This is a genomic window from Enterococcus sp. CR-Ec1 (genome assembly GCF_002850555.1).
Classification (GTDB): Bacteria; Bacillota; Bacilli; order Lactobacillales; family Enterococcaceae; genus Enterococcus_D; species Enterococcus_D entomosocium.
In genome coordinates this window covers 1367259-1387169 of the sequence record NZ_CP025223.1, presented here as the reverse complement: position 1 = coordinate 1387169, position 19911 = coordinate 1367259, and the positions used below count along the sequence as shown (strand labels likewise).

The window sequence follows — 19911 nt, the reverse complement described above, 5'->3', positions numbered from 1 at the left end:
TCTTGTTAATCTGACTATAATAAAGTTTAAGAAAAGAAACTAGTGACGATTGACCAAAACAACCATGACATTTGTCACAATGAAGGAGTCTGCCATGTCCAAATCTCGACTACTCAGCGAAGCTGGCTTTCTACTCGCTATCTCATTGCTTCTATTGGTAAATCAAGGATTTGTTGCCGTACAAGTCATTTTTTTGCTGATCGCTATTTTCTTCACTGGTGTCAGTTATTTATTGCCTAGGAAAGCAAGCTGGTTTTTTCAAGTTATTCTATTGCTTCTATGTACTTTTTGGCCAGAGCTTGCCCTCTTTCTGCCTGCAATGATGCGGGTGATCGCTCCTGAAGAAAGAAAAGATGACATTCTATCTTTATTAGGATTTTTATTGATCGCAACAGTTGGCAATCAATCCCCCTCCAAGATCGCCTTTGTCATCCTTTTGTTGCTTTTTGCTTTTTACTTACGTAAAAAAGAACAGCGAATGTCTGCTCTTGAGAAAAAGTACATCGCTTCAAAAGATACTCATTGGGAAAAACAGCAGCAATTATCGCAGCAAAACAAAGTACTAGCCTTATCACAAGAAACAAAATTGGCCTTACAAATTGCCGAAGAACGAAATCGAATCGCGCGAGATATCCATGACAATGTTGGCCATCTGCTGTCGAGTGCCATTTTGCAGATTGGCGCACTTGAAATGATCAATCAAGAACCAAAACTGAATGATCCCTTAGCAAATTTGAGTGCTACGGTTCACACTGGGATGGATCGTATCCGCCAAAGCGTTCATGATCTCCATGAGACATCGATTACTTTCCAACAGTCCTTAGAGTTTCTGATTGCTGATTTTCCATCTTCAGTCACGATTGAAGGAACCTTATTTGAAGGATTGAACGAAGCCCAGCAAAATTGTTTCTTAATGGTGATCAAAGAAGCCTTGACCAACAGCATCAAACACAGTCATGCCAAAACCGTTGTCTTGCATTTTCGGACACTGCCTGCTTTTTTCCGCTTGCAAATCACCAATGATGGCGTCCGCGGATCTCAAATTGCTAAAACTGGAATCGGTCTGAAAACGATGCGTCAACGGGTCCAAGAACAACAAGGACAAGTTCATATCTTACAAGAAAACCAACGCTTTCAGTTGACGATCATTTTACCAAAGGAGGAACACCAATGATTACTGTAGTTATTATTGACGATGATCCGTTTGTGACGACCTCGTTGCAAACCATTTTAGAAAGCACAGAAGAAATTCGTGTATTAGGCATCGGTCATTGTGCCAAAGACGCCATTGACCTCTATGAAACTCATCGTCCTGACGTTTTGCTGACGGACATCCGCATGCCGGAACAAACTGGGATCGATGCTGCTAAAGAAATACTGGCTAAATTTCCCCACGCGATCCTTTTGCTATTGACTACCTTCAAAGATGAAGAATACATTCGAGAAGCCTTTTCCATCGGTGTGAAAGGTTATTTGATCAAACAGAATTTACAGGCAATCATCCCTTCTGTCAAAGCCTCTTATAATGGCCAAGTTGTCTTTGGGAATGAAATCGTTGAGACCTTCACGCAGCTAATGAAGAACGAACCATCAATTGACAATCAAACTTCCTTTAGCGAACGTGAATTTGCGATCATCAAAGAAGTAGCAGCGGGTAAAAACAATAAAGAAATCGCCGATGCCTTGTATTTGAGTGATGGAACCGTTCGTAATTACATCAGCCAATTACTAGAAAAGCTGGGGTTACGGGATCGCACGCAATTAGCAATCTATTTTTATCACCATTTACAGTGAGTCTCGTTAGACACAAAAAACCTGAAGAAATGCGCCTTTGCATTCTTCAGGTTTCTTTCTATTCGATTATTCAACAGTTGGTTTCTTCTTGGTAGAAAATCATGGATTTCCAGGACTGCCAGGATTCGTTGGGTTATTTGGTGTGTTAGGCGGGAAAATCGGCGCCTTATCTAACGTTTTTTCTAATCCTGATTCTTCCCGTTCGCCTCGTTCTGCATCAGGGCTTTCATCTAATTTAAATTCTTTTTCCATCTCATCCAATTTCTTAAAGTCGTTGCCAGATTCTTTTGCGAGTTTTGCTAATTTATCTTCAGTTTCTTTCGCCATAATGTAACGCCTCCTTTTGATTTCAGCTTAGCATAAGAAGCTGAAAAACCAAAAGAAAGCGCTCACTAACAACCCATTTTTAGCATTTTCTCATCGTTATAATCCCTCGTTTTTTACGGGCATAAAGTCGTACGGAGAACAGTCCTTCATCCCAATCATTGGATCTACTAAATGCTTTTTGACCATCGTTAAGGTCAGCACACCATCGTTTTGCGTTTCTTCGATGAGTGCTTCTTCCCCCGTAGTCCCTTCACTTAGGACCTTATCCCCTGACAGAGGCTTGGCCGTTTCTGTCTGATTTGATGCCGACGGCTCAGGCTCGGCAAAAGCAAACAAGTCCAACCCACTATCTGGTGACTTTTCTGTCGCTTGCTGGTTAGCAGCAGCTTCAGTGCTGGGATTTTCCTTTGGCTTCGAAGCTACCATTTTTGCCTTCGTGTTCTCAGAGGAATCATTATAAAACGGATCATCGGCTTCCTCAAACTGAGCCAATTTCGCCCGTTGCAGCGGCGTCATTTCTTCCGTGCCATTGATACGTTCTTTTAATGTCGTTAAGCGAGTGGCAGATTCGTGACTGACACAGGTTTGGTAGGCTTGCAGTTCACCAAGTAAAATCAGCATCTCTTTGCTGCGAGTCACAGCGGTATATAGCAAATTGCGCTGCAGCATACGCTGGTATTGATGAACCATCGGCAAAATAACCATTTGAAATTCACTACCTTGGGATTTATGGATCGAACAACAGTAGGATAATGTGATCTTGTTCCATTCATTACGCTTATAGGTCACTTCATTGGCATCAAATTGAATGACCAGTTCGTCAACCTTGTCTTCCGACTGTTTGGCTAGAGTGATCCCAACGATTTGGCCCATATCGCCATTAAACACGTTATCTTCAGGAGAGTTTACCAACTGCAAGACCTTATCGCCGATACGATACACCGTATCATTGAAGGTGACCTCTTTTTTGGTTCCATCGTTGGGGTTAAAAATCTCTTGCATCATTTTATTCAGAGCATCGATCCCAGCTGCCCCACGATACATCGGCGCCAACACTTGAATATCTTGCGGCGTATAACCTTTGTCTTTCGCCCGTTTCACGATCTGAGCGATCAACGGTTCGATCTTGTACGCATCACACGCAAAGAAAGAACGATCTTTTTGGTTTTGTGTAAAATCAGCAGGCAGCTGCCCGTTTTTGATGGCGTGGGCCAGTGGAATAATACTTGATCCATCTCCTTGACGATAGATTTCCGTCAATTCTTGTTTCGGAATCGCATCGATCGCTAGCAAATCATGAAGGACTTGTCCTGGTCCCACAGAAGGAAGCTGATCTTTATCCCCCACAAAAATCACTTGCATGTTTGTAGGGATCGACTTAAAGAGCGTATTCGCCAACCACGTATCGACCATTGACATCTCATCGACGATCAGTAAACCGCCTTCTAACTCTTTGGGACTAATCGATGGTGCTTTTTCACGGCCATTCAATCCTAACAAACGATGGATCGTACCACTTGGCAAACCAGTCGTTTCGTTCATCCGTTTGGCGGCTCGACCAGTCGGTGCTGCCAAGAGAATCGGAAAGGTTTCGTCGCTGTATTTTGATGGTTCTAAGTCCAAATCGTTCAACTCAGCAAATAATTGTACGATCCCATTGATCACTGTTGTTTTCCCAGTACCTGGGCCACCTGTCAAAATAAACAATGGCGATCGGATTGCTTCTTTGATCGCTTCTTCTTGCGAGGAACCATAGGTGATGCCTAAGTGCTTTTCTATTTTACGTAACGTTTTACTGATTTTTTTCTCAGGATAGACGATTTCTTTTTTGCGGGAAAGCAAGCGTTCGATGGAACTGGCAATTCCCCATTCAGAAAAGTACAAACTATTTTCATATAAACGGGTTTCTTCTTGTTGGATCTTTCCTTCTTCCACTAGATGAATGATCGTTGATGCCAAATCGTCAGGCGCAATCTCAATGGGGCGGCTCGTTTCTAATAGGCGCAGTGTCTGCTCTAACAAATCTTGGGCGTGGATAAAGGTATTGCCCGTCTGCAAGGACTGGGCGAAGATTTGATGCAAGACCGCCGCTCGAAACCGTTGCGGTGACGAAGCTTCGATACCCAGCTGTTCAGCGATGCCATCTGCGCGTTTAAAGCCAATGCCTTCAATGTCTTCCACCAGCTGATATGGATTCTCCTCAATAATGGATAGCGCCTCATTTTTGTAGGCTTGATAGATAGCAAAAGATAGCTGGCTACCAAAGCCATAGCGACTCAAGCCAACGATTACTTGATCCATCCCATGGTTTTGCCGAACGGTATCTAAAATCATTTTTTGCTTACTTTCATTTAACCCTGGAATCTGCTCCAACAATGCCGGTTCTTCCAGCATCCGGTCGATCGCTTCTTCTCCTAAAAGATCAACGATTTTTTCAGCGGTCTTCTTGCCGATCCCAGGAAATTTTTCTCCAGAAAGGTAGGCGATCAACCCTTGTTCAGAGGTCGGTTGTTCTTGTTGGTAGCTTTCGGCCTTCAACTGGACGCCATACTTGGGATGATTGACCAGCTCACCAAAAAACCGATACTTTTCCTCTTCTTGGATTTCGCCGAAACTACCAGTAACGACGATCTCCGAGTCTTTGTAGTCGGCATTATTCTCAGTGACTTTAACTAATAGTACTTTATAAAAATTGCTGGGATTCTGGAAAAAGATGGCGGCAACATGGCCGACAAAAAACGTTCTTTCTGGAATCATGGTGCCGCTCCTTTCATGGTTTACAATAAAGCGTCTAATCCTGCCTGATTGCTTAAAAAGCTTGCTTCATTCCAAACTTTTAGTTCAAAAGGCAATACTTTTTGTTCATTCGTCTCTAATAAGCTAACGCTGTTATTGACTAATCCACCTTGCTCTCTTAATTCGGCTAATGGTTTGCCTGCAAGCCACTGGATAGCAGCCGTAAAGGATGCCCCATGACCGACGAACAATAATGGGCCTTCATGCTGCATCACCGCATCCATGACGACGGTCTCGATCCGGCTCAATGTTTCTTGGATCGGCTCTCCCTTAAAGGCACTGGGATCGTAGCGATCAAGATGATTACGCAGATCAGTCAATTGTTGAGGATACTTCTCATGCATTTCATCGATAGAACGTCCTTCTAATTCACCAAGTCCGATCTCACGCAGGTTCTCATTATAAATAATTTCAACAGGGTGATGGAGCCTTGTTTGGATCTCTTGGGCAGTTACTTTTGCTCGTAAAGACGTGCTTGAATAAATCTTCTCAAAAGGAATAGCAGCCAGATGATCACCGAGCAGTTTGATCTCTTCATGACTTTCCGGCAATAACGGTGAATCCCCTAGCATCCCTTGAAAGCGGCGCGCTTGGTTCCACTCTGTTTTTCCGTGACGGGTAAAGTATAATTGCATCGAACAAGCCTCGTTTCTTAATCTAGTTTGTCGTTCTCATAATGGTGTGTCAATTCCAGATGTGGGAAGCCTTGCTGCCGCAAAACTTCATAAATGATCAAAGCAGCCGTATTTGATAGATTTAGGGAACGAACATGCTCATCATTCATCGGAATGCGTAGGCATTTTTCGGCATGCTCACGCATAAAGCTTTCCGGAAGCCCCGTCGTTTCTTTCCCAAAAATAAAGAACTGATCATCATCTGCGGTGTAATCGACGTCAGAATACACGCGATTGGCAAATTTCGAGATCAGGTACAACGGACGCTCTCCTAAAAAGTCCATAAAAGTAGCCAAATCTTTGTGATAGGTGATATTGACATCATGCCAATAATCAAGTCCTGCCCGCTTCAATTGCTTGTCATCCGTTGAAAAGCCTAGTGGCTCTATTAAGTGTAAATGAGTATTTGTTGCTGCACAAGTACGTGCAATGTTCCCCGTATTGGCCGGGATCTGAGGTTCAAAAAGAACGATGTGATTCATAGATAAAAACTCCTTTCGATCGGATATTGCCGATCGGTTCTCGCATTGATTTGTGTTTTTACACCTTACGTTTTCCATTTCATTCTCAATAGCTTCTTCAATAACTTCTATAGTACCATATTTTGGCACACTTGTTTTTCTAGAAACAACATTTTTTGTGTGCTTTTTTGGGCATAAAAAAAACGTACCAACTCGGTGTCGATCACTGCGAGTCGTTACGTTAGTGAAGCTCTTTTCACTAACTTTTATCAGAACAGGAACCTGATAAAAACCAATGAAAAATGACTTGAGAACAATATATCACTCCCATGGCATGATTGCAAGAGTAAATAACAAAAAAGTTCAAAATATTTTCAGGAAATTTTCGCAATCAACACCTCAACATCAACAGTTATCTGTGCCAAAGGGGTTTGACGCAGCTTTTCTTTCCTTTCCTCCGAAGCCCCCCACTCTAACGGCGACATGGCAAGTAAATCTTGCCGATATTCTTCAGGAATCGCAAAAACATGCGTTACTCTTTGACGGGATGCGGTGGGATAGTGTTCAAAAAATTTGCTAACGACCCGTTCATTCGAATACTGCTGTTTTGTTTCGTCATCAGGATAAAAAGCGGCTCGTAGTTCTTTTAAATAATCCGCTGCTGGGACGACTTTGATCAACTGGCCACCCTTTTTTAGAATGCGGTTGAACTCCCCGTAATTTGACGGTGAAAACAGATTGAAAATCGTATCAAAGCTCGCTTCAGCAAACGGTAACTTAGTCAGATCCGCCACACACCAAAAAGCGGGTACGTTTTGATTGGTAGCTAGATAGACCCCGTCTTTGGCTATATCAAAACCGACAGCCGCTTGGGTCTTTTCATTGACCATCTGTGCAAGGAAACTGCCTTCACCGCAACCGACATCTAAAAGATACTCAGCATCCCCCAAAGCTGCTTTGATGGTCTCAAGGACTGGTGCATACATGCCGCTAGCGATCATACGTTGACGCGGCAAAAACAGTGCTTGATCATAATCTGCTTTAACTTGATGATCCAAAAAGAAAAGTGTGCCTTTCTTTGATAAGTCAAATCGATGACGATTTGGACAAACTAAGCCATTTTCGGTCGGGAAAAATGCTTGGCGGCACAACGGACATTCAAATAAGTGATAATGGGCGTTTAAAAAAAGGCGCCCGCGATCGATTTTTTTTAACATTCAACTTCCCTCATCTCTGCTCTACTTTAGCATATTCTTGTGGTAGAATGCTAGTGGATAGAATAACAAATCAATTGAACACCCATCTATTGGAGGTAAATCATGTTAAAAGAATTTTGTGCAGAAAATTATACCAATATTCCCTTAGCAATCGCCCGAGGTGCCCAACGCATCGAACTCTGTGATAATTTAGCAGTCGGCGGAACAACACCAAGTACCGGCGTGCAAGAAGAAGTCCTGCAATATGCTGGCGAAAAAGGAATACCCGTTATGACGATCATTCGACCTCGAGGCGGTGATTTTGTTTACAATGATACAGAATTGAAAATCATGCATACCGACTTGATCGAAGCAAAAAAATTAGGAACAGACGGCGTTGTTCTAGGTTGCTTAACACCTAGCGGTTGGTTGGACGAAGAAGCATTGGAGCTATTGTTAGAAACTGCAGAAGGCTTGCAGGTTACTTTTCACATGGCATTCGACGCGATTCCTGCAGCGCGTCAATTCAAGGCGATCGATTGGTTAGCTGAGCATGGCGTACAGCGGATTTTGACCCATGGTGGTACTGCAGGCACCCCTATCGAAGCAAATTTCGATCGTCTGAAAGAATTGATCGCCTATGCTGGTGAGCGTTTAACGATCTTACCTGGCGGTGGCATTTCCTATGAAAATGCCCAACAAGTTGCTGATATACTAGGTGTAAAAGAAGTTCATGGAACCAGAATCGTTGACCTTAACGATTGAGATTGAGGGACACAAAAGAATCACGCAAAGAAACCCCCACAAACGATGGTAACGCATCATTTGTGGGGATTCTTTTTATATGGCTTGCAGTAAGTCGTATTGTGATTGATACAAATGGTGGTACAAGCCTTTTTGTGCCATTAGCTGATCATGGTTACCAGATTCAGCGATCGTTCCCCCCGCCACGTAAAAGATTCGATCAGAATTTTTGATCGTGGACAGCCGGTGAGCAATGATAAAGGAGGTTCTGCCTTCTAACAGCTTCAACAATCCTTCTTGCAGCAATTCTTCTGTCTTCGTATCGATACTTGAGGTCGCTTCATCTAAGATCAAAATTTTTGGATCAGCCAACAACGCTCGGGCAAAGGAAATCAGTTGCCGTTGCCCTGCAGATAAAGTGCTTCCTCGTTCTTCGACGACGGTTTGATAGCCGTCTTTCAACTCCGTGATAAAGTCGTGAGCACGGACGATTTTCGCTGCTTCGATGATCTCTTCTTCTGTTGCATCTAATTTTCCATAGCGAATATTCTCTATGATCGTTCCTGAGAAAATAAAAGTATCTTGCAGCATGACCCCCATTTGTGAACGCAGCGATTCCAGCGTCACGTCACGAACGTCCATCCCATCTACTTTAACACTGCCTTCATTGACATCATAAAAGCGGCTCAGCAAATTGATGATCGTGGTCTTCCCTGCACCAGTAGGGCCAACCAAGGCAATGCTTTCCCCGGGTTCGATGTGGAAATTGACATCAGAAAGAATGTTTTTGCCTTCTTCGTATCGGAAGGTCACGTGTTCAAAATCAACGGTCCCTTTCATCGTCGGCAATACTTTTGCATCTGGTTTGTCTTCGATATCTGGGACTTCATCCATCGTTTCAAAAATCCGTTCAAGATAGGCTGTTGCTGTAATCAAAGAATTATAAAAATTCCCGATATTGATGACTGGATTCCAGAAATTATTGATATAACTGATAAAAGCGATCAGAGTACCTGTGCTGACAGCGACACCAATTTGGCGAATGCCGACAAAATAAATCAAACAAGTCGTAATGACTGAAATGTTTTGCACCCCAGGCCACATGAGAAACTGAATTTTGACAGCTTTCATCCAGGAAGTCCGATAATCATTGCTGACTTCTTGGAAAATCTCTGCATTTTCTTCTTCCCGTGCGAAGGATTGGGTAATCTTGATGCCGGCAATACTTTCATGAATGTAAGCATTTAAATTGGACTGTTTATTACTCAACTCCTGATAGGCTTTGCGCTGGTTATTTTTGATTACCATCACCATGATGAACAAAATTGGCAGCAACGCAAGGGAATATAGGGTCAATTTGAAGTCGATCGCAAACATAAAGATCAAGGTGATGATGACGTTGAAAACATCGGAAATCAAATTGATCAGGCCATTACTCAACAGGTCACTCAGTGTATTGATGTAGTTTACGATGCGGATCAAGATCTTGCCATGGGGCCTTGTATCAAAATAAGAAAACGGCAGCCGCTGCAGATGTTCAAAAATATCAAAGCGCATATCCTTCAAAACATCTTGCCCAATATTCGTGATATGGTAAATACGATAACGCATGCAGACGCCAATAACGATCAAGGTCACTAAAAAGGCAGCTCCTAAAAGCAGCAATTGATTGACATTTTTCTCAGGAATCGATGAGTCGATAGCGATCTTCGTGAAAACGGGCGCCAGCATTCCTGCTAAGTTTGCTAGGATGATCGTAAATAGTACTTTTCCAATACTTTTTTTATACGGTACGACGTATTGGGACAAACGCTTGAAATCCTTCCAGCTAAATTCCTGGTCTAATTCCTCATCCACATCAAATTTATTTCTCGCCATCGTCTTCACCTCCTGACAAACCTAATTGTTTTTGATACACTTCATAGTATTTACCTCGCAGTTTGACAAGTTCTTCGTGGGTGCCTTGTTCAACGACCCGCCCTTTTTCCATCATCAAGATCTGATCGGCTTCTCGAACGGAGGAGATGCGATGCGCAATGATGAACGTCGTTTTCTCTCCTGTTAATTTTGTCAGCTCTTGTTGGATCTTCGATTCTGTCTCCATATCGACGGCAGACGTCGTGTCATCCAAAATCAAGATCGATGGATCTTTGGCTAAGGCCCTCGCAAGAGAGATCCGTTGTTTTTGTCCGCCAGAAAGTCCGACGCCTCGTTCACCGACAATCGTCTCGTAGCCTTGAGGCATTCGAGAAATAAAGGTATCTGCATCGGCGACTACGGCCATTTGCCGAATAAAGCCTTCATCTGCTAAAGGATTTCCAAAAGCAATATTGTCAGAGATGGTATTAGAAAACAAGAAGACATCTTGCATCACCATTGAAATGTTTTCCCGCATTTGGCGCACAGGATACTCTTTGGCATTTTTTCCATCAATCAATACTTCCCCTTCAGTCGGGTCATAAAAACGTCCGACTAAATTCACTAAGGTCGTTTTTCCTGAGCCGGTTTCGCCTAAAATCCCTAACGTTTGTCCCGGCCCGATGGTGAAGTTGATGTTTTCCAACACATTTTGATCCGGGTCATCTGAAAAGTGGAACGAGACATCTTTGAATTCCACAAACCCATTGATCGGTTCTAATTTTTCTTGTTTGTGAACCGGTATTTTCGATTCTTGTGCTAGCATTTGTCGAATTTTGATACAAGCTGCAGAAAATCGCTGAACATCGTTGATCAACCAACCGCTCATACGCATAGGGTTATTCAACATCCATAGATAGCCATTAAATGCAACGAGATCACCTAATGTCATCTCCCCATTGATTACGAAAATTCCGCCTAAGACTAAGGCAATGACTGACAAACTTCCTGCTAAGCCATCAAGCCATGGCAGATAAGTGCGGGAAACTTTGGCAGATGCCATGTTGCGGGTCTTAAAATCTTCGTTGTACGAGCGAAATTTTTCGATCTCAAAATTTTCACGAGCAAAAGCTTTCACCACCCGATTGCCGCCAATATTTTCTTCTACCATTGAGTTCAAGCGCGAAAAGCTCTCACGAATATCAAAAAACAGTGGGTGTGCTTTTTTAGACATGCGATTCGTCAACAGAAAAATGATCGGTGTGACAGCCACCAATGTCAACATCAATTTCCAATCAATAAAGCTCATGACCACCACCGCAGAAAAGAACCACAAGATACATTCAGCGATATTATAGGTCACCCAAGAAACAAAGTGGCGTATGGCATCAGTATCCCCGGTCATTCGTGCCATAATATCTCCAACCCGTGTGTGATTAAAAAAGTCGAAATCCAATTCCTGCAGTTTCTGATACAAGTCTTCCCGTAAATCGTATAGCGTATTTTGTCCGACCCGTTCAAATAAAATTTGATAACTATAGCGGACAATGGTGCGAATGACGGTCGTTGCGATCATGATCAACAGTAATGGAATCAATAAGTGCGTTTTTTGCTGATTGATGACATCATCGATCACCATTCCTCCCAAGTACGGATTAACAATGATCAGCGCTGCATTGATCACTAAAAACAGGATCGCCAATATGATTTTTCCGCGGTTCTTTTTGGCATAGCGCCAGATCCATTGTGTATTACTCATCTAATTCCCCCTCTCGTTGTTAAGCTTAGCGTTTTGAAAAGCGATTTGAATGGTTTTTCTTACTCATTTTGATGTAAAATATTAGTAAGAAGCACCATTCCCTTTTTTTATCGGAGATGGGCACCCAATTGGAGTGAATCAGCCATGAATTTAGTTAACCCTCGAACCTTCAATCCCGAAATCATCTATCTCTTTGACCCATGGACGCAAGCAGAAAGTCATGGAGAAATGCACCATCATGACTTTTTAGAAATCAGCGTCTTGTTAGAAGGAGAAAGTACGTATTATTTTGAAAAAGAACCAGCGAAGAAAATTCGTGCTGGCAGTGTCATGCTTTTTAATCCTGGTGTCGACCACTGCGAGTTACAGCCTAAAGGCACTCGCTCCCACCAGTTGCATATTGGACTGAAGAATATTTCCTTGGAAGGATTCAAGCGAAATTTTTTCCCCAACAAGCACCCATTGTTAGAATTAGGCAAATACCATCATCAAGTTTTGGAAAAAGCGTGGCAGTTGGTGCGAGAAAGCAGTGAAGAGCGGGATGAGTTTCAGTTGATGCAAAAAGCTGTCTTGATGGAGATGCTCGTCTATATTTTACGCGGACTAAATGAAGACCACATCAATGTCGTTCCTTACCTTTCCAAAAGCCAAAGAAGACAACAACAAATCGTCAACTATACCGTCTATTATTTGGAAAATCATTATAAAGAAGAAATCACCTTGGAAAAACTGGCACAAGATCAATTTCTCAGCCCGACGTACCTTTCCAAGATTTTTAAAGAAGCGACAGGGGTCAGCCCCATTAACTATTTGATAGAAATCCGCCTAAAACGCGCCAAAGACATGCTAAAAAATGACAACCTCACGATCAAGGAAGTCGCCTCTGCAGTTGGCTATCAAGATGCCTATCACTTTAGCAAGTCTTTTAAAAAACTTTATGGCGTCTCTCCTTCTGGGGTGTTGCCAAAACCAAAAAATTAAAAAGCAAGCCAATGATTCTTCACTCGAAGAAAAATCATCGGCTTGCTTTTATTTTTTATTCATTGAATAAAATAGTTCATAAAAAGACTGGCAATATTGAAATAGATCAAAACACTGGTCAAATCACTGAGGGTCGTAATAAACGGACCGCTCGCCACTGCCGGATCAAACCCAAGCTTATCCATTAGCATCGGAATCAAACTTCCCGCTAAGTTGGCTACTGTGATGGCACACATCATAGCCATCCCGATCACAAACCCTAGAATCGGATTTTGTTTCCAGACAGCCACAATAGCAAAAATCGTCAATCCGGTAATAGCTCCTGTGAAAAGTCCTGTAAGCACCTCACCGACCACTGTTTTCATAAAGCTATTTTCTTTATCATCATTGATCGCCAAGCGGCGTACGGCTACCGCTAAAGATTGGGTACCGGCATTGCCGGCAGTTCCGGTGATCAGTGAGATAAAGACGGCGAGAATACTTGCTTCACTAACTAACTCTTCATAATGGCTGATTAAACTGGCGGTTGCCATTCCGAGAAAGAGTAAGGTGATGAGCCAAGGTAACCTTCTCGAAGAAGCTTTGATCGGGTTTTCACTGACTTCTTCTACATTGACCCCTGCCAAACCCGAGTAATCACTGGCTGCTTCATCATCGATAACGTCGATGATATCATCGACGGTCACGATCCCTAATAGGTGATCGTCATAATCGGTGACTGGCAATGCGAGAAAGTCATAATCCCGGAAGGTCTGAGCGACATCCTCTTGGTCATCTCCAACATGAACCGACATCACCCGCTCGTTCAAAATATCAGCAATCATGGTATCTTCATCATTGATGATCAAGTCTCTTAAAGAAATAACGCCCACAAGTTTGTTGTCGGTATCCACGACGTAAATATAATAAATCGTCTCAGCAACATCTGCGGCATTTTTTAAGACATACATCGCTGAACGAACCGTTTGGTTGGCAACAATGGAAACAAACTCGGTTGTCATCAATGATCCAGCTGTTTCATCTTCATAATGCAATAGTTCTTTGATCTCGCTAGCGGCTTCAGCAGTCATCAGACTCAAATATTTGGCCGTTTGTTTCTTGTCCAATGTATTCAGTAGATCGACAGCATTATCGGTATACATCTCTGCTAACATCGTTGCAGCATATGCCGGCCGCATTTCTGAAAGATAGTCCACCATGTTTTCATCGTCTTCTTCAATGACGTCAAACATGTCTGCCAATTCTTTCGGCGATAGATACGTATAGACGATTTGTCGATCGTCTGCTTCTAGAGATTGGTAGAATTGACCCTGCTCGTAGATATGCAGATCCAAGAATGCCTCACGAAATCCCTGGATATCATTGTCTTTTAGTGCTTGATTCAGTTGATCAAATCGTTCGGTTAATTCTTGATTTTCATCCAATCTCTTCACCTCATTTGTTATTGCTTATCGATAGCTGAACAAACAGCGGCCATGTCTGCAGGTAAAGGCAGTTCAAAAGCCAACGGTTCATTCGTAAAGGGATGCTGGAATTGCAGCTGACAGCAATGAAGTGCCTGTCGTCTGATCCCAAAAGCCATTGGTCCCCCATACATCTCGTCTCCTAGTAAGGGACAACCGATTGCAGAAAAATGGACCCTTATTTGATGTGTCCGGCCTGTGTGTAGTTGAATGTCGACTAATGCGCAATCTGAATTGCGCTGTTTTAGCCAATACTCCGTACGTGCCTCTTTTCCTTCTTCACTGACCTTGCGTTTCAAAAGCGAGGTCAGGTCCCTAGCGATAGGCAAATCGATCTCGCTATGGGCGGATAATGCGGAAAGATCTCCCGCAACGAGGGCTTGATATTTTTTAACAACTTGCTTCTTCCGTAACTGGCTATCCAGCTTCGCATGGGCAAAGCCGTGTTTTGCAAAAAGCATCAATCCTGATGTGTCACGGTCTAAGCGAGTCACTACATGGATCACTTGATCTTCATAGTGTAGCGCTTGATAGTAGGCCTTGACTCGATTGGCCATCGTGCCAGTCGGATGATATTGCGCAGGAATCGATGAGATGCCAGCCGGCTTATTCACGATTAACAGATGGGCATCTTCATACACAATCTCAATAGGTGTCGGATCAGCCAGCATCGTTTCATGTTCCCCTTCAGGAGGAATTACAATAGTTACCCTATCATTTTGCGCCAAAGAAAACAAGACGTTTTGCTCGTGGTCGTTCACAAATATCTTTCCGCCTTGAAATTTTATTTTCGCTAGCAGACCTTTGGATACTCCTTGTTCCTTCAAAAAATATTTGACTTGCTGCCCTTGTCCGGTATATTGATACGTAAATTCCATGAGTTTATTCTTCTCCAATAAAGGAATCTTTGACACGATTCCAAAAATGCATATGCCGATAAGACGCAAAATGAATCCGTTCATCGGCAATCCGGTAATAGATTGCGTCGATTTCTTCTTGCTCGATGGTAAATTGATCAATCGTCACTAAATAGTCGGTACTTTGTTGCAGTTGCACTTTGACCCACTCGTGATGACCCACGACGATCGGTGATCCAAGTGTCCGAAAGACGCGATTGTTCAAAGAAGCAATCTCTGCTAATTGAAACGCATTGATACTTGGGTGCAATACTGCCCCACCAACACTTTTGTTATAGGCAGTTGAGCCGGTTGGCGTTGAGATCGAGAGGCCATCCCCGCGAAACTTTTCAAAGAGGTCTTCTTTAATAGAAATATCGGCAACCATGGTGCGATTGCCGCGTTTGATCGTTGATTCGTTCAATGCCAGGAAATGCTTGTCTGGTTTGCCATTTGCATAAGTGATTCGGACATCCAATAAAGGATAACTGACACTCTTTTGATGGTCATTGCATAAAGACTCTACCAATTCATCCAATTCATAGTCACGCCAATCTGTATAAAAGCCGAGGTGTCCCGTATGGACCCCTAAAAATTGTACTTGGTCTAACTTATGGTTGAACAAGTGAAAAGCAGAAAGAAGCGTACCATCTCCACCAACAGAGATCACTAATTCAGGGTTCTCTTGATCGATCTTGTTTTCAGACTGCTCCAGGAGGACAGTTAAACGCTTCGTCACTTCTACTGACTTGCTTTCTTGATTATGGACGATTGCCACGCGGATGCCTTTCATTCTGATTCCTCCTTCGGCAACTTGGGCGTGTCATGTCCGCCGCGTTTGCCTTTCCCATGAGAAAACAACCGCTGTGCCTCTTGGATCTCTTCACGAATATTAGACATCTCTTCATCTAGCTGGTAGGCTGCTTCTGCCGAACGTCGTAGTCGCTCGCTAATTTCATCGGGAAATTCCCCTTGGTATTTGTAGTTCAATGAATGTTCAATCGTTGCCCAAAAGTTCATCGCCAGTGTACGAATTTGTACCTCTGCTAAGATAATTTTTTCTCCATCGATCAATTGAACTGGATACTCGATCACCAGATGATACGAGCGGTAACCACTGACTTTTTTATTGGTAATATAGTCACGTTCAATAATGACTTTCATGTCTTTACGTGTCCGCAACAGTTCAACGACTTGGTGAATGTCTTCCACAAACTGACACATGATTCGCAAACCGGCGATGTCAGACATTTCTTCTTCAAGACGATCCAGTGCGATTCCTCGTAATTTGCTTTTTGTTAAAATGCTATCTACTGGCTTGACACGCCCCGTGACAAATTCAATGGGAACATGTTTGTTTTGTTCCCGATATTGTTTTCTTATGCCTCTTAATTTTACTTTTAATTCTGAAACCGCCTGTTCATAAGGCGCTAAGAATTCTTCCCAATCTCGAATCATTCTTCTCCCTCGATTCTGTTCATAACATACCTCTTATTCTACCATACTCTTGGAATAAAACTGAATGGACAGAAGTGCAGAAACAAAAGATTTTTTTGTCTGCCCCAATCGTTTCCGCTTTTCTTTGTTTAGTTTCTTTGACGGAATAGCTGAAACAGCGTACACTATGTTTGCAATAGAAAGAGAGTGAAAATCAATGGTCGAACAAGTAGAGATTGAATATAAAACAATGTTGACGGAAAAAGAATACCACCAGTTGCTTGCTTATTACAAATTGTCAGAAAAAGCCTTCAAGACGCAAACCAATTATTACTTTGATACGCAAGACTTTAAACTGCGAGAAAAGCATTTTGGCTTACGCATTCGCACGACTCCTACCAATGCAGAATTAACGCTAAAGACCCCCATTGAACACGGTCTGTTAGAAACGACTGATCCTTTGACAATCGAAACCGCAGCGTCATTGATCGCGTCAGAAAAAATTTTAAAAACAGGTGTGGTTGCTCAACGCTTAAAAGCAGCGAATATCGAACCTGATTCATTACACATGATCGCAGCATTAAAAACGAAACGGGCGGAATTTCCGATCAATGAAGGATTACTTGCTTTGGATGAAAGCTGGTATGGTCAACAGCATGATTATGAGTTAGAGCTAGAAGTCAGTGAGCCAATTCAAGGAAAATTTGCCTTTCAATCGTTATTGCATTCTTTTGGTGTTCCTTACCGACCAGCAAAAAACAAGATCATTCGAGCCGTTGAAGAAAAATCATTGTAGGATGCCCTTTTGCTTACTTTTTTCGCGTTTTTTTGCTATATTTAATAAAACATACTTATTTTGTTTTTCAAGTTACTCAAGAATCTTAATTGGGGAGAGATTCAAATGATCGAACTTTTTTTATTTATTAATCCGATTGGGCCTATTTGTTATGATATCGAAAAAGAGATTCTCAACAAATTAAACACGAGCCGCAAAAAAATCCATTTGCAGATCCTGCCTTTCGTTAACTTGTTTTCCGTAGGTGTTTCAATGGACTATTTGTCCATGAATAAGGCGGATTTGGTCTTGCGAAATGAACAGACCAACCAAATCTATGCTGCGTCATTGGATTATAAAGCAGCCCAGTTGCAAGGAAAAAAAATTGCTCGGGATTTCTTATTGAAATTGCAACAACGGATAGGGATCGAAAAACAGGAATATTGTGACACCTTAGTGAAAGATCTATTTTCAGAAACGAATGGTGATTTAGAGATGTTCCTAGAAGATCGTACATCTGAGTTAGTGAAAAAGAACTTTGCCACCGATCAGAGGGTAGCGAAAGACATGGGCATCACGATCACACCTTCTGCTGTGGTGTATGATTTTTCAAGTGAAGAAGAATATGGGGTCCTTTTAGAAGGATCAGAGGAACTGAGAAGTCTTCCTCTCGTCTGTGGTACAGCAACAGAACTCGATACATTTATGCAAAAAGCTCAGTCTTTGAAAGCACCAAAACTTTCCACTATTCATGAAATTGATCGAGGGTTGATTCTTTTATGAAACCCTATTCAATAGCGACGCTGCGCAGCGAGCCAAACGATGATCTTGTGTTTGGCTCGCTGCGCAGCGTTTTTCATTGCGGGAGGAACAAAAAAAAACAAACCAATCCTTTTCGGACTGGTTTGTACTCTTTTCAATTATGCTTCGATTTCTTTTACGAGTTCTTCCAATTCATTCAAGCGTTGCTCAAATACTTTCATTGCATCTTCAATATAATCTGCTTTCGTCATATCTACGCCTGCTTTTTTCATGACTTCGATTGGATAATCACTACGTCCGGCTTTCAAATAGTTCAAATAGTTAGTTAAGGCATCCGGTTCGCCAGCTAAGATTTTCTTCGCCAAAGCAGAAGCTGCCGAAAAACCAGTTGAATATTGGTAAACATAGTAATTGTAATAGAAATGCGGAATGCGTGACCATTCAAGACGAATCTCCGGATCTTTTTCAACTGATGGTCCGTAGTATTTTGCATTTAACTCGGCATAGTTCTCGCTTAAGAATTCACTGGTCAACGGCGTTCCTTTCGCATCTTCCACGTGCATGAAGTGTTCAAACTCGGCAAATTGCGTTTGACGGAAAATCGTTCCTTTGAATCCATCAAGAAAATGATTCAAGACATAGGCTTTGACCCGCGGATCAGTCTCAGTCCGAAGCATGTATTCCGTTAAAATATTTTCATTCGTGGTTGAAGCGATTTCTGCTAAGAAGATCGAGTAATCCCCATAGGCATAAGGCTGGTTATTCCGTGTGAAGTAACTATGCACACTGTGTCCCATTTCATGAACGAGGGTAAAGAGTTGATCCAATCGATCATTCCAGTTCATTAAGATATAAGGCAGTGTGTCATAAGCACCTGAAGAATAGGCACCACTGCGTTTGCCTTTGTTTTCAACGACATCGATCCACCGATTGCTGAAGGCTTCTTCAACTACAGCTAGATACTCTTCCCCTAATGGTTTTAGCGCTTCTTTCGCTTTTTCGACTGCTTCTTCATAGGTATAGCGAATCGGTGCTTCCCCTAAAATCGGCGTGTACACATCATACATATGAAGCGTGTCGACAGCCAACAGGCGTTTTCTTAATGCCATATATCGGTGTAATAATGGCAAATGCTGATTAACGACGTCCACTAAGGTATCATAGACACTTTCAGGAATATGATTGGCACTCAAAGCGGCTTGGCGTGCCGAGTCGTATTTACGGGCTTTGGCTTTAAAGTTGTGGGCTTTGATATTCGTACTTAAGGTTTGGGCAAAGGTATTGCGGAATTGCTCATAAACGCCATAGAGACCTTTAAAGGCCGCTTCCCGAACAGACCGATCCGTGCTTTCCATCAACTCACCGTATACACCATGAGATAGCTGTACTTTTTCCCCGTTTTCGTCTTCAACTACTGGAAAATCCAAATCAGCATTGTTTAAAACAGAAAAAATGTTGCCGGATGCTCCAAAAATTTCGCCTGCTCCGGCCAATAGCGCTTCTTGATCGGCAGGCAAAACATGGGGCCGCTCGTTAATAGTTTTTTCGATCATATGACGATAAACAGCTAGTTTCGGTTCTTGATCGAAATAGCCCCAAATCGTTTCATCGGACATCGTCAATAATTCGGGATCAAACCAAGCAACGGCTTCACTTACTTGCGCAACTAAACTGCTGGCTTTCGCATATAAGCCTTGATAAGTCGTATTAGCGGTATCTTGATCATTTTTCAAATGACTGTAAACATACAGTTTCTCTAAACGGCGAGAAAGATCTAAGACAAATTCTAAAGCGGATAGGAAGGCTTGTGGCCCATCTGCTAAAGTGCCTTGGTAACTGCTAGCTTCTTTAAGCTGTGCTTGGATTTCTTGAAATTCTATGTCAAAAGCCGCATCATCGGCATAGATTTTCGTTAAGTCCCACGTTTTTTCGACTGGAATCGATTCACGTGCTGGTAATTGTTTTGTTTCTGACATTCCCTTCACTCCT

18 protein-coding genes are annotated in these 19911 nt (G+C 42.5%); 6 read left to right on the top strand and 12 right to left on the bottom strand.

Translation table 11 applies throughout. The features are described 5' to 3' along the window. The first annotated feature begins 64 nt into the window (after nt 1-64). Nucleotides 65-1174 (top strand): sensor histidine kinase, encoded by a 1110-nt coding sequence (locus CXM95_RS06615; RefSeq protein WP_375137362.1) that lies wholly within the window; start codon nt 65-67, stop codon nt 1172-1174. Continuing rightward, on the top strand, nt 1171-1794 hold the full coding sequence (locus CXM95_RS06610) for a response regulator transcription factor (RefSeq protein ID WP_086299579.1): 624 nt from the start codon (nt 1171-1173) through the stop codon (nt 1792-1794). Before CXM95_RS06615 ends, CXM95_RS06610 begins: the two co-directional genes overlap by 4 nt. A 99-nt stretch (nt 1795-1893) precedes the next feature. Here the strand turns inward: CXM95_RS06610 and CXM95_RS06605 are convergent, their stop codons facing one another. From CXM95_RS06605 to CXM95_RS06585, 5 genes are all read right to left on the bottom strand, one after another. Further along, nucleotides 1894-2121: a hypothetical protein gene (locus CXM95_RS06605; RefSeq protein ID WP_005236708.1), complete on the bottom strand. Its 228-nt coding sequence runs from the start codon at nt 2119-2121 to the stop codon at nt 1894-1896. Nucleotides 2122-2217: 96 nt separating this feature from the next. Next, a complete protein-coding gene (recD2, locus tag CXM95_RS06600) occupies nt 2218-4878 on the bottom strand; it encodes an SF1B family DNA helicase RecD2 (RefSeq protein ID WP_086299580.1) in 2661 nt (886 codons plus the stop codon). 20 nt (nt 4879-4898) lie between these two features. Further along, nucleotides 4899-5552 (bottom strand): histidine phosphatase family protein, encoded by a 654-nt coding sequence (locus tag CXM95_RS06595; protein ID WP_016621323.1) that lies wholly within the window; start codon nt 5550-5552, stop codon nt 4899-4901. A gap of 17 nt (nt 5553-5569) precedes the next feature. Next, nucleotides 5570-6073, bottom strand: coding sequence for a tRNA (uridine(34)/cytosine(34)/5-carboxymethylaminomethyluridine(34)-2'-O)-methyltransferase TrmL (gene trmL / locus CXM95_RS06590; protein WP_086299581.1), 504 nt, complete (start codon nt 6071-6073; stop codon nt 5570-5572). Between the two features lie 353 nt (nt 6074-6426). Then, nucleotides 6427-7269, bottom strand: a complete 843-nt coding sequence (locus CXM95_RS06585) for a methyltransferase domain-containing protein (RefSeq protein ID WP_086299582.1) — start codon at nt 7267-7269, stop codon at nt 6427-6429. 102 nt (nt 7270-7371) lie between these two features. On the opposite strand from CXM95_RS06585, the gene CXM95_RS06580 reads away from it, so the two are divergent. Further along, on the top strand, nt 7372-8013 hold the full coding sequence (locus CXM95_RS06580) for a copper homeostasis protein CutC (protein ID WP_016613255.1): 642 nt from the start codon (nt 7372-7374) through the stop codon (nt 8011-8013). 75 nt (nt 8014-8088) lie between these two features. Here the strand turns inward: CXM95_RS06580 and CXM95_RS06575 are convergent, their stop codons facing one another. Both CXM95_RS06575 and CXM95_RS06570 read right to left on the bottom strand, forming a co-directional pair. After that, nucleotides 8089-9870, bottom strand: a complete 1782-nt coding sequence (locus tag CXM95_RS06575) for an ABC transporter ATP-binding protein (RefSeq protein WP_005236718.1) — start codon at nt 9868-9870, stop codon at nt 8089-8091. Further along, nucleotides 9857-11608 carry an ABC transporter ATP-binding protein gene (locus tag CXM95_RS06570; RefSeq protein ID WP_016613253.1) on the bottom strand — a complete coding sequence of 584 codons (1752 nt, stop codon included), beginning with the start codon at nt 11606-11608 and terminating at the stop codon, nt 9857-9859. The genes CXM95_RS06575 and CXM95_RS06570 overlap by 14 nt, the downstream gene beginning before the upstream one ends. A 144-nt stretch (nt 11609-11752) precedes the next feature. Here CXM95_RS06570 and CXM95_RS06565 point away from each other — a divergent pair, with 144 nt between their 5' ends. Further along, nucleotides 11753-12589 (top strand): AraC family transcriptional regulator, encoded by an 837-nt coding sequence (locus CXM95_RS06565; RefSeq protein ID WP_005236722.1) that lies wholly within the window; start codon nt 11753-11755, stop codon nt 12587-12589. 59 nt (nt 12590-12648) lie between these two features. On the opposite strand, the gene mgtE is transcribed toward CXM95_RS06565, so the two are convergent. The 4 genes from mgtE to CXM95_RS06545 are packed head-to-tail and all read right to left on the bottom strand — an operon-like array spanning nt 12649 to nt 16406. Further along, nucleotides 12649-14013, bottom strand: a complete 1365-nt coding sequence (gene mgtE, locus CXM95_RS06560) for a magnesium transporter (RefSeq protein ID WP_005229714.1) — start codon at nt 14011-14013, stop codon at nt 12649-12651. A 17-nt stretch (nt 14014-14030) separates the two neighbouring features. Continuing rightward, on the bottom strand, nt 14031-14930 hold the full coding sequence (locus tag CXM95_RS06555) for an RluA family pseudouridine synthase (RefSeq protein ID WP_101698925.1): 900 nt from the start codon (nt 14928-14930) through the stop codon (nt 14031-14033). A 4-nt stretch (nt 14931-14934) separates the two neighbouring features. Then, complete coding sequence (locus CXM95_RS06550; RefSeq protein WP_301280263.1) at nt 14935-15732, bottom strand: NAD kinase; 798 nt, start codon at nt 15730-15732, stop codon at nt 14935-14937. Nucleotides 15733-15737: 5 nt separating this feature from the next. Further along, nucleotides 15738-16406, bottom strand: coding sequence for a GTP pyrophosphokinase (locus CXM95_RS06545; RefSeq protein ID WP_005236729.1), 669 nt, complete (start codon nt 16404-16406; stop codon nt 15738-15740). A 196-nt stretch (nt 16407-16602) separates the two neighbouring features. Between CXM95_RS06545 and CXM95_RS06540 the strand changes: the two genes are divergently transcribed. Continuing rightward, a complete protein-coding gene (locus CXM95_RS06540; RefSeq protein ID WP_008379748.1) occupies nt 16603-17181 on the top strand; it encodes a CYTH domain-containing protein in 579 nt (192 codons plus the stop codon). Nucleotides 17182-17286: 105 nt separating this feature from the next. Beyond that, the gene (locus CXM95_RS06535) at nt 17287-17943 is read left to right on the top strand and encodes a DsbA family protein (RefSeq protein ID WP_008379746.1); all 657 of its coding nucleotides are present in this window, start codon (nt 17287-17289) and stop codon (nt 17941-17943) included. Nucleotides 17944-18080: 137 nt separating this feature from the next. On the opposite strand, the gene pepF is transcribed toward CXM95_RS06535, so the two are convergent. Beyond that, on the bottom strand, nt 18081-19898 hold the full coding sequence (gene pepF / locus CXM95_RS06530) for an oligoendopeptidase F (protein WP_086372733.1): 1818 nt from the start codon (nt 19896-19898) through the stop codon (nt 18081-18083). Between the last annotated feature and the right edge of the window lie 13 nt (nt 19899-19911).

Coding starts and splice junctions, on each gene's coding strand:
- CXM95_RS06615 (WP_375137362.1), top strand. CDS start 65: ATGACATTTGTCACAATGAAGGAGTCTGCCATGTCCAAATCTCGACTA.
- CXM95_RS06610 (WP_086299579.1), top strand. CDS start 1,171: ATGATTACTGTAGTTATTATTGACGATGATCCGTTTGTGACGACCTCG.
- CXM95_RS06605 (WP_005236708.1), bottom strand. CDS start 2,121: ATGGCGAAAGAAACTGAAGATAAATTAGCAAAACTCGCAAAAGAATCT.
- recD2 (WP_086299580.1), bottom strand. CDS start 4,878: ATGATTCCAGAAAGAACGTTTTTTGTCGGCCATGTTGCCGCCATCTTT.
- CXM95_RS06595 (WP_016621323.1), bottom strand. CDS start 5,552: ATGCAATTATACTTTACCCGTCACGGAAAAACAGAGTGGAACCAAGCG.
- trmL (WP_086299581.1), bottom strand. CDS start 6,073: ATGAATCACATCGTTCTTTTTGAACCTCAGATCCCGGCCAATACGGGG.
- CXM95_RS06585 (WP_086299582.1), bottom strand. CDS start 7,269: ATGTTAAAAAAAATCGATCGCGGGCGCCTTTTTTTAAACGCCCATTAT.
- CXM95_RS06580 (WP_016613255.1), top strand. CDS start 7,372: ATGTTAAAAGAATTTTGTGCAGAAAATTATACCAATATTCCCTTAGCA.
- CXM95_RS06575 (WP_005236718.1), bottom strand. CDS start 9,870: ATGGCGAGAAATAAATTTGATGTGGATGAGGAATTAGACCAGGAATTT.
- CXM95_RS06570 (WP_016613253.1), bottom strand. CDS start 11,608: ATGAGTAATACACAATGGATCTGGCGCTATGCCAAAAAGAACCGCGGA.
- CXM95_RS06565 (WP_005236722.1), top strand. CDS start 11,753: ATGAATTTAGTTAACCCTCGAACCTTCAATCCCGAAATCATCTATCTC.
- CXM95_RS06555 (WP_101698925.1), bottom strand. CDS start 14,930: ATGGAATTTACGTATCAATATACCGGACAAGGGCAGCAAGTCAAATAT.
- CXM95_RS06545 (WP_005236729.1), bottom strand. CDS start 16,406: ATGATTCGAGATTGGGAAGAATTCTTAGCGCCTTATGAACAGGCGGTT.
- CXM95_RS06540 (WP_008379748.1), top strand. CDS start 16,603: ATGGTCGAACAAGTAGAGATTGAATATAAAACAATGTTGACGGAAAAA.
- CXM95_RS06535 (WP_008379746.1), top strand. CDS start 17,287: ATGATCGAACTTTTTTTATTTATTAATCCGATTGGGCCTATTTGTTAT.
- pepF (WP_086372733.1), bottom strand. CDS start 19,898: ATGTCAGAAACAAAACAATTACCAGCACGTGAATCGATTCCAGTCGAA.